This is a genomic window from Paenibacillus sp. J22P15, assembly GCF_056269345.1.
Genome location: NZ_JBWDNT010000038.1, coordinates 1 through 15688, shown reverse-complemented (window position 1 = coordinate 15688; position 15688 = coordinate 1). Strand labels below are relative to the sequence as shown.

Annotated in this window: 13 protein-coding genes, 1 tRNA gene and 1 rRNA gene; 5 read left to right on the top strand and 10 right to left on the bottom strand. The window is 44.7% G+C overall.

Annotation, left to right across the window (positions count from 1 at the left end):
• The 6 genes from AC0YN6_RS30250 to AC0YN6_RS30225 form a co-directional block, all read right to left on the bottom strand.
• Positions 1–595: ribosomal RNA gene (locus AC0YN6_RS30250) — 16S ribosomal RNA — on the bottom strand; the annotation flags it as partial.
• A 255-nt stretch (positions 596–850) separates the two neighbouring features.
• A complete protein-coding gene (locus tag AC0YN6_RS30245) occupies positions 851–1345 on the bottom strand; it encodes a CYTH domain-containing protein (protein WP_475751937.1) in 495 nt (164 codons plus the stop codon).
• Positions 1346–1365: 20 nt separating this feature from the next.
• A complete protein-coding gene (locus AC0YN6_RS30240; protein ID WP_475751935.1) occupies positions 1366–2130 on the bottom strand; it encodes an AAA family ATPase in 765 nt (254 codons plus the stop codon).
• A 43-nt stretch (positions 2131–2173) separates the two neighbouring features.
• Positions 2174–3331 (bottom strand): YecA family protein, encoded by a 1158-nt coding sequence (locus AC0YN6_RS30235; protein ID WP_475751933.1) that lies wholly within the window; start codon positions 3329–3331, stop codon positions 2174–2176.
• Positions 3332–3554: 223 nt separating this feature from the next.
• Complete coding sequence (locus AC0YN6_RS30230; RefSeq protein WP_475751931.1) at positions 3555–4670, bottom strand: slipin family protein; 1116 nt, start codon at positions 4668–4670, stop codon at positions 3555–3557.
• Between the two features lie 521 nt (positions 4671–5191).
• Complete coding sequence (locus AC0YN6_RS30225) at positions 5192–6610, bottom strand: RtcB family protein (protein WP_475751929.1); 1419 nt, start codon at positions 6608–6610, stop codon at positions 5192–5194.
• 231 nt (positions 6611–6841) lie between these two features.
• Here AC0YN6_RS30225 and AC0YN6_RS30220 point away from each other — a divergent pair, with 231 nt between their 5' ends.
• The 3 genes from AC0YN6_RS30220 (at position 6842) to katA (ending at position 10504) form a co-directional block, all read left to right on the top strand.
• Positions 6842–8155 (top strand): helix-turn-helix transcriptional regulator, encoded by a 1314-nt coding sequence (locus AC0YN6_RS30220; protein WP_475751927.1) that lies wholly within the window; start codon positions 6842–6844, stop codon positions 8153–8155.
• Entirely contained in the window at positions 8142–8951 is an 810-nt protein-coding gene (locus AC0YN6_RS30215; protein ID WP_475751925.1) for a WYL domain-containing protein, read from the top strand. The genes AC0YN6_RS30220 and AC0YN6_RS30215 overlap by 14 nt, the downstream gene beginning before the upstream one ends.
• A gap of 95 nt (positions 8952–9046) precedes the next feature.
• The gene (katA, locus tag AC0YN6_RS30210; protein WP_475751923.1) at positions 9047–10504 is read left to right on the top strand and encodes a catalase KatA; all 1458 of its coding nucleotides are present in this window, start codon (positions 9047–9049) and stop codon (positions 10502–10504) included.
• Between the two features lie 87 nt (positions 10505–10591).
• On the opposite strand, the gene bshB2 is transcribed toward katA, so the two are convergent.
• Entirely contained in the window at positions 10592–11272 is a 681-nt protein-coding gene (gene bshB2, locus AC0YN6_RS30205; RefSeq protein ID WP_475751921.1) for a bacillithiol biosynthesis deacetylase BshB2, read from the bottom strand.
• Positions 11272–11616, bottom strand: a complete 345-nt coding sequence (locus AC0YN6_RS30200; RefSeq protein WP_475751920.1) for a YojF family protein — start codon at positions 11614–11616, stop codon at positions 11272–11274. The genes bshB2 and AC0YN6_RS30200 overlap by 1 nt, the downstream gene beginning before the upstream one ends.
• Before the next feature lie 190 nt (positions 11617–11806).
• Between AC0YN6_RS30200 and AC0YN6_RS30195 the strand changes: the two genes are divergently transcribed.
• Positions 11807–12028 (top strand): hypothetical protein, encoded by a 222-nt coding sequence (locus AC0YN6_RS30195; protein ID WP_475751918.1) that lies wholly within the window; start codon positions 11807–11809, stop codon positions 12026–12028.
• A gap of 86 nt (positions 12029–12114) precedes the next feature.
• Positions 12115–12957: a DUF4358 domain-containing protein gene (locus tag AC0YN6_RS30190; protein ID WP_475751916.1), complete on the top strand. Its 843-nt coding sequence runs from the start codon at positions 12115–12117 to the stop codon at positions 12955–12957.
• Between the two features lie 78 nt (positions 12958–13035).
• Here the strand turns inward: AC0YN6_RS30190 and AC0YN6_RS30185 are convergent, their stop codons facing one another.
• Together AC0YN6_RS30185 and AC0YN6_RS30180 are read right to left on the bottom strand one after the other, a co-directional pair.
• Positions 13036–14538 (bottom strand): DHA2 family efflux MFS transporter permease subunit, encoded by a 1503-nt coding sequence (locus AC0YN6_RS30185; protein WP_475751914.1) that lies wholly within the window; start codon positions 14536–14538, stop codon positions 13036–13038.
• Between the two features lie 866 nt (positions 14539–15404).
• A tRNA-Val gene (locus tag AC0YN6_RS30180) sits at positions 15405–15480 on the bottom strand.
• Positions 15481–15688 lie beyond the last annotated feature (208 nt).

Below are 15688 nucleotides of genomic sequence, written 5' to 3'. Positions count from 1 at the left end.
CCTGCGCGCGCTTTACGCCCAATAATTCCGGACAACGCTTGCCCCCTACGTATTACCGCGGCTGCTGGCACGTAGTTAGCCGGGGCTTTCTTCTCAGGTACCGTCACCTTGAGAGCAGTTACTCTCCCAAGCATTCTTCCCTGGCAACAGAGCTTTACGATCCGAAAACCTTCATCACTCACGCGGCGTTGCTCCGTCAGACTTTCGTCCATTGCGGAAGATTCCCTACTGCTGCCTCCCGTAGGAGTCTGGGCCGTGTCTCAGTCCCAGTGTGGCCGATCACCCTCTCAGGTCGGCTACGCATCGTCGCCTTGGTGAGCCGTTACCTCACCAACTAGCTAATGCGCCGCGGGTCCATCTGTAAGTGATAGATTGCTCCATCTTTCCCGATTCGATCATGCGACCAAATCGCGTATCCGGTATTAGCATTCGTTTCCGAATGTTATCCCAGTCTTACAGGCAGGTTACCCACGTGTTACTCACCCGTCCGCCGCTAAGTATCAGAGGTGCAAGCACCTCATCAACCCCGCTCGACTTGCATGTATTAGGCACGCCGCCAGCGTTCGTCCTGAGCCAGGATCAAACTCTCCAAATTGGTGTTTGAAATGCTCATTACTTTTTTATCGCTTTTTCTCACGATTCGTTAGAATCGTAAGGGCAGTTTATTACTCGTTGTTCAGTTTTCAAAGAGCAATCTTTTCTTTCGTTTGTGTTGCTTGTTTTTCTCGCTGTCCGCGTGTGTCTCTCGGCCAGAAATAGAATATACCATGTACATGTCCAAATGGTCAAGCGTTTTTAAAAACTTTTTTTAAATAACATCATTTACACGATAAATCCTTGTTTATTACGTTCATTTCCCTTGCAGCTCACGCCATACTCTTTTGTTGCTATACTGCCGCTCAGAGCTAATATCTTTGCCGAACCAATCTGGTGCAACGAATGCATTTGCGGATTGTTCCGAATCAAACTCGACCTCAAGCACGGAAAGCTCAATTTGGTCATATGTATCAATCTCGATGATTCGGCCATCCCATTCTGCAGTCACTCGATTTTTCGTTAGCGGTATGAATCCAAACGCTTTGACTACCTGCTCATAAATACTGTTAGAGATCGAGTATTCAATTTCCTCGCGCATGAGGCCGTTGCCTAGCTTAAAGGTATGAGTGAATGTAACCTCGCCGCTCGCCAGATCAACAATGCGTCTGACACGAAGCTCTTGATTCTCATCTATAGCCAAATAGGTTTGTTCTATTCGTTGTTCAGAGAGCACCTTTATCTTCGTTTCTTCTATTAATGCGCTTGGAAATTGCGGCAGCAAAAACTTACGTTCAATTTCTAATGACATCCGTAACAGCTCCTTCGTGTTTAGTCTTCATCCAAGAAAAGCTCATCCAGCATTCTTTCCCTGTTATTAATAAACCGTTTCATCAGCATATAGTGATCGGTTTCCTCTAATGTTGTACGCTCAATCCCCTCTGAGGTCAAATTATAAATCACCGCATCCGGATAGGCCATTAGAATCGGCGAATGCGTTGCAATAATAAATTGAGAACGCTGCCCAACCAACTGATGAATACGTGCAAGCATTGCCATTTGGCGAAAAGGAGAAAGGGCTGCCTCCGGCTCATCCATTACATAGAGCCCATTACCATTAAAGCGATGAAGGAATGTCGCAAAAAAAGATTCGCCATGCGATTGCTGATGGAGCGACTTCCCGCCATATGATTCTATAATGCGCGGCCCAGGGCTAAACTCTCTGTCCATTTGATCGATATTGGTCGCCAAATTATAATAGCTCTCCGCACGGAAGAAGAATCCATCCTTCGGCTTGTTCACACTGCGTGCAAGACGCAAGTATTGATGAAGCTCTGAATGGCTGGCTTCTGTCGAAAAATTAAAGTTAATCGTACCGCCCTCGGGATTAAAGCCAAGTTCAATCGCGATCGCTTCCATTAGCGTGGACTTGCCCATTCCATTCTCCCCAACGATATAGGTAACTTTCGGATGAAATGAAAGCTCATCCAGGTCCCGTATCGCACTTAAATGAAACGGATAAGAATCGAAGGAGGGTACTTTCTCCCGCAGGAGCTTGACGCTTCTTAAATAAAGGCCTTGCTGGCTTTGTCTCATCGTGTACGCCTCCAGCTCGATTATATCTTATCTGCTTCTAATGTTAACCGCAGCATTTCTTGAATTTTTTCCCGCTTCCACATGAACAAGGGTCATTGCGTCCGACTTTTTTCTTCGATTGGATATCGATAACCTCGGCTTGAACAGCTAGATTAGGAGCTGCATTCAACACCATACTCGCACTTGCTCGTTTAGCCGACAGCTCATCAGGTGAATAACCTTTAAGAGCCCACTGCTTCGTACTATTCATTAGAGGCACGATCAGTCCTGTTATCAAACGCAGTGTTTCTATGTTAGGGATTTCAATAGAGTTCTTTGCCAACTCAAGTACAGAAGCTAAAGAATCTCCGTTTCTCGCAGCATCAGCACATTCCTCAGCCATCAAATCTGCGTCTTCGCGTTCAATCTCATAACGTTCAAGGACGAAGCGGACTAGATTCATATAGTGGGTATTACGCTCCACATATTCAGCTTCTCCAGCTTTCAGAAGCTGCTGCTTCGTAAACGAGCAATAATCCAGGTCATGTCTGATCTCTCGCTCTTTCAAAAGCGCCTCAGGATCTACCACCCGAAAGTCAGATATATAACCATTCTCATCAATAAAACACTGCTCATAGTATTCTTGTGCTTCAAATAAAATGTTCATAATATCAAATTGAGCAAGCGGCTGATCATCTTCTGAGATCAAATATGCTTTTAGCTGATCTAACGACAGTGTCCCGTAATAATATAGTAGGCCCTGTGTTTGACGTATCCATTCCGTGTTTCGACTCAGGATTGGAAGTTCTTTTAACAGTTCTCCCGCTTTAAGATACTCAAGCAGTTCAACCGGCATCATAACAACCTGTTTGCCGTCTACTGTTGCTGGGAAAAGAATACCGCGCTCGCGGAAATACTCATATTGCTGTATTTCAAGCAAATGTTTGTCCCAAATACCTTCGTTTTTCACTATTTTCTGAACAAGCTTCATTCTATTATGGTCAAAGCAACGAGTCGCTGTCCATAGACTCTCTGGTATCTTCTCTGTCAGCTTCTCAATAAGCCCCTGTTTATTAAGCGAGCTTAAGTTGCTAATTTGTAAATTCGTACGAATACTGGTCAACTGCTGCTTTGATAATGTGCCTAGCGCATCCGCATAAGATAACGGATAGGTTAGTGACGGCCAAAATTTCTCCAGTGCTTTATCCTGCTTTGTAGTCATAATTTTCTCCTAATTCGTCGATGTATTTCATGCTCTTCTATGAATTATGAGTGTACACTCAAAAAACATGCAGGTTCAACGATAACAAAAATCGGAGTTGGAATCAAACAAATCCGTTACTATTTTCATCATATAATGTAAAAGTGACCTAAAAATAACGGATTCAAACTCAAAATAAGCCTAGTAGATCATCAATCAATCTACTAAGCTTACGCTAACTGTATTAAGCTTTATCTGCACTTTTTACGCTAAGCAGCGAATTAAGCTGCTCCAGCAAATTGCCGCCGCCGGTGAGCGAGATCGTTCCGATTTTCTCGCATATTTTCTCAAGAAATTCGAGTTCCTTCAACCGGTAAAGTGTACCGTTCTCATCCATAAGCTTCGCAGTGTTAAGCAAGCTGCGGGTGGAAGCAGTCTCTTCTCGGCGAGTGATCAGATTAGCCTGCGCCTTCTTCTCTGCAAGCAGCACCGTATTCAGAATGTCCTTAATATCGCCTGGCAAAATAATATCCTTAAGGCCCGCTGATACAAACTGTACACCGTAATGCTCCTTCTGCTCGTTCAAACGCATAAGAACAAACGTAGCTATTTCTTGCTTCATTCGCAGCAGATCATCCAGCTTCAGCGTACCGACATATTCGCGCAAAATAAGCTGCAGCAAAATGTACACCTGCTCCTCGAACGACTTGATCTGAAACGCTTTTAGCGGATCAACAACCTTGTATTGGCAAACAAAGTTAAGCCTCAGTGTCACCTTATCCTCGGTCATAATCTCTTGGCCGGTCATATCCAGCTGCAGCTGGCGCAAATCAACGGTCTTTACCTGTACGCTGGTCGGTCCCTTCCAGAAGTAATATTTCCCTGGACGAAGCTCACGCTGCAAGACGTTATTGAAAAATAATAGACCCGTCTCATAGCTGGCCACCTCGAACACCTGCATAAAGCTTTGCAATCTTGACAGCAGCGAACGATCAATGTCAGACGTGAGCTCTGGATTCCGAATATCTACACGGATGAATGAATGTTTTTTCATTACATTCCAAAAGCCATACTTCCCTGCATTCAGCAGTGTAGCAAATTTGCCATCCTCAAAATGCAGCATATACTCATAATCCTGTACATCAGCTATCGTCAGTTGCTCAGTGAGCTGCTCATCGTGAAGAAATAGATTGAGCTCCATACTCGGAACAGCGAATCGCTTCGCTATATTTTGCAAAATAACAGTATCGTCTGCAAAGGAGGTATGGCGATAAACACCCGGCTGTAAGAGCTTTATGTAGCTGCCTTTTTTGAAAAGCAGACCGCGTTCATCGTTTTTGATAATGACCTTTTTAAACATAGTTAGGCACCTCTTTACGGTTTGGTTGATCTTTGAAACAGGAGCTCTCCTGCAGCTAGGCCGGAATCAGGCTTAAGAAAGGAATAGAGCAGCATTACGGCTTCGTCATCTATAGTCGAAATAGAATGCACTTTCCACTCTTGTTCGGGCTATATACTACTTCACTATAAGAGGCAGTCGACTCCGGTCGGTATCCACCGATTACATAGGCATTGCTGCAGTGATTACGCCGAGGCGTGACCCTGAGATTCCTGTTTAAGACCGCATCAACAACTTTTTGATCTCCTTGGAGGGAGTCTGAGTGCTCCGAAGAGCTTAGTTCGCGTCTTAGGCGATTGTCATAGAGCGGCGATAAGCCTGCTCTACCATTTGAGAGATTAAGACGATATGAGCGATACAGTATACAGGCGCATAGTATGCGCGAGCACTGCGGGATTTTTAGAAATCCCAGCCAAGGTACGCCATTCGTACATTAACCTCATCTATTATTGAAGTTATCTTTAATAGCGAATTAATAAATCTTATATACCTTTAATAGCAGCCATCGGCTTGCATTTGGCTACGACGGCAGCTAGTGATGCGCCAACGACGCTGTCGATAATTTGATCAACGTCCTTGTAAGCCTGCGGGCATTCATCAAGGATGGTCAACAATGATGCGTGGTTCACGAGGATCTCATCCTCCGTCCCAACCTTCAACGATTGCTCGAACTCATCAACCGTCACCAGCTGTTTCGTTGCCTTGCGTGATCTCGCTCTACCCGCTCCATGACAAATGGAATAGAAGTTTTTCAATCCTGCTTCTTTCCCCACCATAATATAAGAGGAAGTTCCCATGGAGCCCGGAATGAGCGCGGGATGTCCCGTTTCCTTATACACAGGCGTATTTAGAAAATGTCCCGGCGGGAGCGCGCGAGTCGCTCCTTTGCGATGAACGAGCATCGGCTGGTTGCGGTGAAACTCCTTCAGTGCGTAATTATGCATCAGGTCGTAGAGGACTGGCATTTCCAGACCCGCTCCAAACACTTCCTGAAAAGCTTCACGTACTCCAAATGCAATCATATGACGGTTGCTTACAGCAAAATTAAGCGCAGAGTACATCAAATTCAAATAGGTCTGCCCTTCCTGACTCGCAATCGGGGCATAGATCAGATTAGGGTCTGGATTGCTGACGCCCCACTGATTCATCGCTTCCTTAATTGCCTTGTTATACTCTCTTCCAACCATTCCGCCCCATGAACGGGAGCCGGAGTGAATCATGACGACAACCTGACCGTCGAATAAGCCCCATTTTGCCGCCAAGTCTGCGTACTCTTCATTTAATTGCAAATATTGAATTTCAATAAAGTGATTACCGCTGCCAAGCGATCCTAGCTGACCGCGTGCATACTTTAATATTTTGGGCGGAAGTTGATTCAAATAGGTATGGTCAAATCCAAATTGAGATTGCTCCACATGAGTCAGCCACTGCTCATCCGGCACGTACTTTTCAGGCAACCCCTTCAAGCCATGCTGCACGACGCTCATCACATCAATATCATCGTAGTTCGTATTTTTACGTTCGTTGGTCGGTACGTATTTCTCGATAGCTGTGATCAATGCTCTACGAATGTTTTTGTCAGCAAGCTCGCGCTTATGAAGCGAAGTCGTGTGAACTCTCATTCCGCAGCCGATATCCGAACCAACGATCGAGGGAGAAACGCAGCCATCCTTCATATTCCATACCGCCGTCGTGCCAATGCAAGTTCCAATGCCGACATGCGCATCAGGGGTATAGCTCATATATTGATTCCGAGGAATTTGCAAATTGTTGTTCGCCATTTCATACACTTTGTCTCCAAAGGTTTCGAACACTTCATCATTAGCGAATACATGTAGTGAGCCATGCTCAAATTCCATTTCATGGTGATTGCCACCGTGTCTCTTATGCTGCATTATCATTTATAAAACCTCCGTGCTTCAAGGTTTATGTCTCGTTTGCTCGTTGTCTCTTATGAACTCTATATTGCCTGATTTTGGAGGCTGCGAACATGGTGTAAGTATTACGACCAAGAAAAAACAATTAAATGTATACACTCTTTTACCTAAAGGAAAATTTTCCTTTTCGTTCAAAACCGTCTGCTTCCTGTTAAGATAGATAGTGAATATCGCTATGATCGGGGGAACACCTAAATGGCAAGAGAAAGCTTCGATAAGGAGATCCAATTTCTGCGTATGCTCGTACTAACCAGCGGCGCTTATAATCGCCAGCAGTATGCGGACAGACTGGGCATTTCCATCCATACTTTTGACAAGACAATTAAACGTTTGAAGGAGGTTGTGAATACCGTCTACCAGCAGCTTCCCGAGGATAAGGGAAAGGAATTTGCCGAGACGATCCGCTACAGCTATCTCGATTCCTCCGAACCGATGCTGCTCTTTCTATTTCGCGCCAAGTCGCTCAAGGAATCCGAAAGCCAGCGTCTTTCACTATTGCTTGCTGCGATGCACGAGAATCCCTTAACTGTGATGGAGCTGCTCGACTTATGCTGCAGCAGCATGCCCGATGACCTTTCACTTCCTGACGAGAAAACGATACGAGGTGACTTGAAATATTTAGAGCAAGTAGGCGTCATCAAAAAAGAGCCGGGAACGCGCCCCTTTCGTTATCGCATATACAATAATTTAGTTCAGGAGCTATCAAACGAGGAGCTGCTCGATTTATATGATTTTGTAGACATTATGGCAAATACACAGGTACCCTCAGTTCAAGGCTACCTGCTTCGCGACGGTTTAAAGAAACATCTGACTCGGCATCAGGTTGATTATGGCACCGCCGAGCCCTTCTTATATAAATATCACTATTATTCTCGTATTCTGGACGAGGCTCATCTCTTTACGCTGCTTGGCGCGATTCGTAATCGGCGCATGATCAGCTTTCTCTATTTTTCGCCGAAGAAAGAAACGAGCTACACCTCCAAAAACACGAATCCGTTATTCGAACGCGATACCGAAGGATTGCAAGAAACGCTGCTTCCACTGAAAGTTGTGTACGATCATCAGTATGGCCGTTGGTATTTGCTTGGTCATCATACTCGCTACGGCATTAAGAAATACCGTTTGGAGGGTTTAACCCAAATAGGTGAGGGAGATGTCGCCTCTAGAGAGCTGTTCGAGTCAAAAAAAACAGAGCTTGAGCTGCGGATTAAACATAGCTGGCTTATTGATACGGGTAAACTCGTTCAGGTACGAGTTCGGTTCTTCCATCCTGGAGCTGGTATTCAAAGCTTCGTCAAAGAGCGTGTACTGCTTCAAGGGCAGTGGGGAACGATTGTGGAGGAGACCGAGGAATCCTTCATCTATGAAATCGAGGTAAACGGGACAATTGAAATTAAGCCATGGATACGGAGCTTCGGTTCGAGCTGCGAGGTACTTGAACCCATGAAGCTAAGACAGGAAATGATAGAGGAATGGAAGGAGATTAGAAGCTACTATGAATCCTTTTGAGAAGATATTCAACTATCAGATCCTCTCCAAGCTGGAGGATTCAGGTACATTGCTGATTACAGCCCATGAGCGAGGCTGGCTCAAGACGATGCTTGAGCATCCTGCTGCTGCAGCTGCTTTTGCTCCTGAAACTCTTCTGCGAATGAAGACTATATTAGAGGAAGATCAATCCTTAGATATAGGCGGTCTGATCCATAAGGCGGCTAGCAAGGAGAGATATGTCTATCATCCTAGTGTTCGACCGCTGAGGCAAGCCATCATAAATAAGTGTATTGTACGCATAAGCTATCAAATCAAAGGGGATCGCACCTGCATCAATCAAGAGTGTCTACCCTATAAGCTCGAATACTCCATGGTTAAGCGGGAATGGTATTTGCTCTGGTATCACATCAACCACCGCATGATGATGAGCTCGAAGCTTGAGAAAATCATTGAAATTCGTGAACAACCGTGTACACCCGAATATTACGAGCAGCTAATAAGCGTGGTTCAAGATCTAATGAAAAAAAGGAGTATGAGCGTGCAGATTCTTGTCGTGCCCGAATACAACGGGGAGCTCTCGCGCATATTGTATGCTTTTTCTTGCTTCGAGAAGGAAGTTAGCTATGCTGCCGATACAAATGAATATACGATTCGATTGCACTTCTCAAGCAAAGACAGTGAATACGTTCTTTCAAAAACTCGCTTCCTCGGCAAGCGGGTTCGCATTATCGAGGGCGAGCAAATGCGACGCCGTATGCTGGAGTCTGCGACAAAATCCTTAGCACGCTATGCACATTTTGACGGAAAATTTTAATTGTAATGATTACAAAATGATATTGATTTCCTACTAGAAAGCGGTAACATATGGGATGAAGAGCAATCATATAAAATCAATGAGGTGAATCTATTATGAGTACTGAGAAGAACAAGCTAACAACAAGCTTTGGCGCTCCCGTTGGAGACAACCAAAACTCAATGACGGCAGGCTCACGTGGTCCCACATTAATTCAGGATGTTCATCTTCTGGAGAAGCTAGCGCATTTCAACAGAGAACGTGTTCCAGAACGCGTTGTTCATGCCAAAGGCGCTGGCGCACATGGTTACTTTCAGGTTACACATGATGTGACTCCTTACACCAAAGCTAATTTTTTATCCGAAGTAGGAAAACGCACACCCATGTTCATTCGTTTCTCCACTGTAGCTGGCGAGCTTGGCTCTGCCGATACGGTCCGTGATCCACGCGGTTTCGCCGTTAAGTTTTATACGGAGGAAGGAAATTATGATCTAGTCGGCAACAACACGCCCGTGTTCTTCATTCGTGATGCGATTAAATTCCCTGACTTTATTCATACCCAGAAGCGTCACCCGCAAACCCACTTAAAGAACCCGAATGCCGTATGGGATTTCTGGTCCTTATCCCCTGAATCTCTGCATCAAGTTACCATCCTCATGTCTGACCGAGGTATTCCCGCTACACTTAGACATATGCACGGCTTCGGAAGCCACACCTTCAAATGGGTGAACAACGAAGGCCAAGCCGTATGGATCAAATACCATTTCAAAACTGAACAAGGCGTCAAAAATATTTCTAATGAGGTTGCTGCCAAAATCGCCGGTGAAAATCCTGACTATCATACCGAGGATTTATTTAACGCCATTGCAGACGGTGATTTTCCAGCTTGGAAGCTTTATGTACAAATCATGCCCGTAGAGGATGCGGATACATATCGTTTCGACCCTTTTGACGTGACAAAAGTATGGTCCCAGAAGGATTATCCATTGATCGAAGTTGGCCGCATGGTGCTCGATCGTAATCCAGACAATTATTTTGCCGAGGTGGAGCAAGCAACGTTCTCGCCAGGATCATTTGTACCAGGTATTGAGGCTTCTCCTGACAAAATGCTGCAAGGACGTCTCTTTGCTTACTCTGACGCTCACCGATACCGGGTTGGCGCTAACCACAGTCAGCTGCCGATTAATCGGCCTGTCGCTCCTGTGAACAATCACCAGCGCGATGGCCAGATGCGGGCGGACGGTAATGGAGGCGCTTCGCTCTACTATGAGCCTAACAGCTACGGCGGGCCTAAAGAATCACCGGAGAACAAGCCAGCTCCATTCGAAGTATCTGGCAATGCAGATAGCGTCGGTTATGACCATCATGACCACTATACACAGGCTGGTGATCTTTATCGTCTAATGAGTGAAGAGGAGCGAGCACGCCTCATTGAAACGGTCGTAGGTGCGATGAAGCCTGTAGAGAAGGACGAAATCAAGCTTCTTCAGATCAGCCATTTCTACAAAGCGGACCCTGATTATGGGCAACGGGTTGCCGAAGGCCTTGGCTTATCGATCTCGCAGCAATCTTAATAGGCTAACTATTATAGCTGATCATACAGCAAAAAAAAGCTCTAAGGACGCGTCCTTAGAGCTTTTTTTTTGCTGTATGAAAGAAAATCAAACGAATGGGTAGATCCAGAAACGTTCCGTTCCAAAACGTTCTTGAATTTCCGCATCCTCAAGTGTCTTGTTGCCCATTAACTCAGCTGCTTGAAACTGGGAACGATGAGCTTGAATGGACGCCATTTTCTGATGCAAAAATGGTTTAATATCATTCACAACATGAGGCTTTCCTATCGCTTGCTGATGATTTTTGGAAAAAGCTACGCAATATACAATCGGTCTCTCTGCTTGCGGAAGCTTGCTGACTGTCCGAATCACAGACGCTCCGCATGCATCATGGTCAGGATGAACGCTGTAGCCTGGATAAAAGGTATACACAATCGACGGGTTCAACTCTTTCAAGAGCGCCTCTATTTGCCCATCCAGCTGCTCTTGGTCTTCAAACTCAATCATTTTATCATGGAAACCAAGCATTCTCAGATCTTGTATGCCTATAGCTTCACAAGACTCCTCCAGTTCGAGCTTACGTATAGCTGGTAATGTGACCCGATTGGCAAACGGAGGAATCCCCATATTGCGACCCATTTCCCCGAGCGTTAAACAAGCATACGTCACATGGGCGCCATCTTGAATGTGCTTAGCGAGCGTACCCGACACTGAGAACGCCTCATCATCCGGATGCGGCAGTATTACTAATATATTTTGTCCCACGGATTCTCTAGTCTCCTCTCTCATTAGAAGGGCACCCTGCTCAATTGCAGCGACACGATTAGTTTCCCTTGCCCGTCATGTCCTGCCAGAATCAGTCTCTCCGTCTCGCTCTCTTCCCAGTGCGTCAGTCCTTCTGAATATACCCAGCCTTGATTCATCTTCAATCCAACCCGATAAGGTCCTTTCCCTGCAATCGAACCATGTGAATAACGAATCATTGCATTCGTAATGAAGTTCGCTGCTGGATGCTTCGAGCTGTCTAGATGCGCAGCGTAGGCGCCTGTAGTCATTTCAAGATGAATGTAGAGCTCTTGGTCTTTGAAGCTATCTATTCTTTGCTGCACCATTTCTTGATTAATAAGCTGCAACTTTATCCCTCCCCGTATCCCTGAACAACCCGAATAATGATTCTGAGCTTGAGATAATTTTAACATACTTACTCCAAAAGAAATAACATATCCGGTATCAAAAAAAGAGGTTTAGCTGCGTCTACATGTGCTTCTCCTCCGGCATTTTGTGGTATACTTCTACAATATTAATATGCAGGAGGCTTACTTTATGAAAATTTATGTTGTTCAATCATTCAATGAGGATGGTTTGGAAAATGTGTATGTAGGACCAGATGAGGAGCAAGCGCTGTCGCTGAAAGCCGCTGACTTTGACAACTGCGATGCACTATTCGTTGAGATCTGGGAAGATGGCGGGAAAACGGATGATTTCAGGCTTCTGGAATCGCCTGAAGAAGAGGACGACGATACAGCAAATGATAAGAATCAGTAAATTTCCCACTGACTATAAGTAAGTATGCAACCTTTTGTTGAACACTGCCGTCTAGTGTTCGACATTATTTTAAAGGAGAGACATACATGCTACATAAGAAGAAATCACTATCCAAAATGGCCGTAATCGCACTCACCGTTTCAATGCTTGCTGCAGGCTGCAGCGACGCTGGGAAAGAACCAGCAAATAACGCATCGGGAAATGAGACAACGGTTACGGAACAGCCAACCGTTCCTCCTGCAACAGAAGCTCCAACCGATGCTCCAGCTGAAACAGACGTACCAGCTGCTACTGAAGAGCCTGCTGTTGATAAAGAAACGTCTGCACCAGTTGAAACGAAAAAACCAGCCGCAACAGAAAATCCGAAAAACGAAACTGTAACAAAACCTGCACCTACGGCAAAACCGACTGAAAAACCTGAAAAACCACCAGTACATAAGCCGGCACCAACCGCAAAGCCTACACAAAAACCGACTGAAAAACCAAAGCCAACACAAAAACCGAGTGCTACTCCTAAACCTTCTGAGAAGCCGTCAACGGACGTTAAGGTCGAGGATATCACGACTAAAATTACGACCGACCTCAAATACCCGACGCTTGGTAAAGTAGAAGCCGAACAATTGAAGGATGTTTATGGAACTGATTTTGAAGGTCTCGTGACGGAAGGCGTATATTTGCAAGCGATGATAAGTATAAGAGCTTCAGAGCTCGCTATCGTCAAGTTGAAATCCGATAAAAGCTACGATGCTGTAGCTAAAGCTTTCGAATCACGCGCAGAGAATGTTCAAAAAATGTTCGAAACTTATTTACAAGACCAGTATGAAATTGCTAAAAACTACAAAATAGTTAGAAATGGAGATTACGTGATGCTATCCATCTCGAATGATCAGGATGCAGTCATTGAAATTTTCAATAGCTTCTTTAAATAATACTTTATATCCAAAAAAACCTGACCGATTACGGTCAGGTTTTTTTGTTTGCTTTGAACATTTGCTCCGGCGTATTGATTAAGACTCCGTAGAAACCGCGGATGGCACTGGTTTCGTTATTGCTTTTTCTATGACCACTTTTGAATTGGTTCTGTCTTCCTTCCTCACCTTGCCCACGAACAAACTAAGCGGCAGTGCGACAGCTGCAACCAACGTAGCAGTGACATACACATCGTTAATGCTCATCGTGAAGGACATCATCTCAATGTGCAGCTTATCGACATCGCCAGCCTTCATGAAATCAGTAGCATGCGTAATAGACCTAGAAGCGAGCATTGTTGTAAAAATGGCAATTGCGAACGAGCCAAACACGTTCCTCGTCCAGTTCGTGATCGCAGAAGCATGACCTGACAGTTCTGCTGGAATTTGCTCCATTGCAGCGTTGCTTGATGGCATAACGACAAGCGCGATTCCGATGTTACGAACGATCATCCACCATATGATATATGAATGTGATACATCAAGGCTTAACCAGCTTAGCGCTAGCGTACCGATCGTCAACAACGTTATACCGCTAGACATCAGCCATCGCGGACCTATAATGCCGTAGAGCTTGCCGACAACTGGCATAAGCAGAGCCATAGCAAGCGAAGCAGGCAATAAAATCATGCCTGTATCCAAAGCGGATACATGCTGTATTCTTTGAAGGAATATCGGTGTGAGCAAGGTGCCTGAATACAAACTAATCGTAATGATGTTAGAGATAATAGCATTCATCGTAAAACGAGCATTTTTGAATACTCTCAGATTAAGTAATGGTGTTTCTGCTGTTAGCTCTCTCCAAATGAATAGAAGTAGAGAAACTCCGCCGAGTACAAATAGTAGAATGATTTCCCAAGAGCCCCATCCCCAATTGCTGCCTTGTCCTAATGCTAGCAACAAGGATGAACTGCTCACAATAACCGTCAGGAAACCTAGTCCGTCGAAGCTCTTTGGAACGTTCAGTCGATAATAAGGAATATAGGCATACACAAATGCGATTGCGATTAGCCCGATTGGGATATTCATGAGAAACAACCAGTGCCAATTCATATTCTCCAGCACCCAGCCGCTGATGGTAGGTCCAAATGCAGGCGCAAGCATTGCTGATAACCCCCAGAACGCAATGGCCATCGCCTGTCTTTCTTTAGGAATAATTTGATAAATAATAGACATCGTAGCCGGGATAATCAATCCGCTGAATGCGCCCTGCAGCACCCGAAATAAAATGAGCGAACCTTCGCTCCAAGCCAAAGCGCATAAAAATGAGGAAACGGTGAATCCAATTAACGAGAATAAGTAAAGACGCTTATAGCTGAACCTCTCACCTAAATATCCGGCTATCGGTGCAGTTGTTCCCATTGCGAGCATAAAACCGGTTAGCGTCCACTGAACGGAGCCAAGGGTAGTGTCAAAATGATCCTTCAAGGGTTCGAGCGCCAAGTTAATTGTAGCCGATGCCAATACACATAAAAAAGATCCGATAAAAATTGCAATCATTACTGGCCAAAAACGCACCTTCAAAACTTCTGCTTGATTCATCTTTTTTCCACACCCTTACAAATTACTTTAGGACTCAATTATTATAGTTTAGTTCTAAAGTAATTACAATCATGAATGTTTAGCCGCTCACACCTATGTGCCTAGCTCTAATTCGTCTTTCACTGCTTGATCTACAGCTAGGATGCTATAGCTACATTGTAGAAACTACAATAGATACCTGACATGATGGACTGTGTTCGGAGCTACGTTGCAGAAATGCAGCAGAAATAGCCTTTATAGCGATAAAAATGGCTGCTGAGAATAAATCTAGTGTACAAACTACACTGTAGCTAGGGAGGTACGATTACAAAGGGGATTCTATTGTATAAACTACAATAGATTTCGACAACGTGTTACTCATAATGCAGTGCGTAACTCACTACAATCATGAATGTTTAGCTGCTCACACCTATCTGCCTAACTCTAATTCGTCTTTCACTGCTTGATCTACAGCTGGGATGCTATAGCTACATTGTAGAAACTGCAATAGATACCTAACATGATGGGCTGAGTTTGGAGCTACGTTGCAGAAATGCAGCAGAAATAGCCTTTATAGCGATAAAAAAGGCTGCTGAGAATAAATCTAGTGTACAAACTACAATGTAGCTAGGGAGTTACAATTAAAAAGGGGATTCTATTGTATAAACTACAATAGATTTCGACGACGTGTTACTCATAATGCAGTGCGTAACTCACAAACAGAAAAAGGGCTGCCCCATATCCATCTCATAGGATAAAGGGGAGCCCTTCCGAATCAGCCCATACTCATTATATTAAAATAATGCTACGTGCATTCAATGAATTATCATACCTAGAAATAAAAAAAAACCTTGTCCGCAAGGAACAACGTTATCGAGATAAAGTTATGGTGGAGGATGACGGGATCGAACCGCCGACCCTCTGCTTGTAAGGCAGATGCTCTCCCAGCTGAGCTAATCCTCCATGGAAGCAATAAAACCCACGACTTGTGGGGTGTTATTCCTGGCACTTCTAAAGCTTTTGCGCCCTGAAAACTGGATACGAAAGATAAGGTTTGCTGAAACCTTTTATGCTGCTGTCTACCGGATGTATGGGTCACGGCAAACGTGTTTAGGATAAGCCCTCGACCGATTAGTATTCGTCAGCTACACACATTGCTGTGCTTCCACCC

Bases quoted from the DNA above. Each gene is read 5' to 3' on its own strand.
- AC0YN6_RS30225 (WP_475751929.1), bottom strand. From the start codon at position 6,610: ATGATAATGCAGCATAAGAGACACGGTGGCAATCACCATGAAATGGAA.
- AC0YN6_RS30240 (WP_475751935.1), bottom strand. From the start codon at position 2,130: ATGAGACAAAGCCAGCAAGGCCTTTATTTAAGAAGCGTCAAGCTCCTG.
- AC0YN6_RS30215 (WP_475751925.1), top strand. From the start codon at position 8,142: ATGAATCCTTTTGAGAAGATATTCAACTATCAGATCCTCTCCAAGCTG.
- AC0YN6_RS30245 (WP_475751937.1), bottom strand. From the start codon at position 1,345: ATGTCATTAGAAATTGAACGTAAGTTTTTGCTGCCGCAATTTCCAAGC.
- katA (WP_475751923.1), top strand. From the start codon at position 9,047: ATGAGTACTGAGAAGAACAAGCTAACAACAAGCTTTGGCGCTCCCGTT.
- AC0YN6_RS30195 (WP_475751918.1), top strand. From the start codon at position 11,807: ATGAAAATTTATGTTGTTCAATCATTCAATGAGGATGGTTTGGAAAAT.
- AC0YN6_RS30230 (WP_475751931.1), bottom strand. From the start codon at position 4,670: ATGTTTAAAAAGGTCATTATCAAAAACGATGAACGCGGTCTGCTTTTC.
- AC0YN6_RS30235 (WP_475751933.1), bottom strand. From the start codon at position 3,331: ATGACTACAAAGCAGGATAAAGCACTGGAGAAATTTTGGCCGTCACTA.
- AC0YN6_RS30190 (WP_475751916.1), top strand. From the start codon at position 12,115: ATGCTACATAAGAAGAAATCACTATCCAAAATGGCCGTAATCGCACTC.
- AC0YN6_RS30220 (WP_475751927.1), top strand. From the start codon at position 6,842: ATGGCAAGAGAAAGCTTCGATAAGGAGATCCAATTTCTGCGTATGCTC.
- AC0YN6_RS30185 (WP_475751914.1), bottom strand. From the start codon at position 14,538: ATGAATCAAGCAGAAGTTTTGAAGGTGCGTTTTTGGCCAGTAATGATT.
- bshB2 (WP_475751921.1), bottom strand. From the start codon at position 11,272: ATGAGAGAGGAGACTAGAGAATCCGTGGGACAAAATATATTAGTAATA.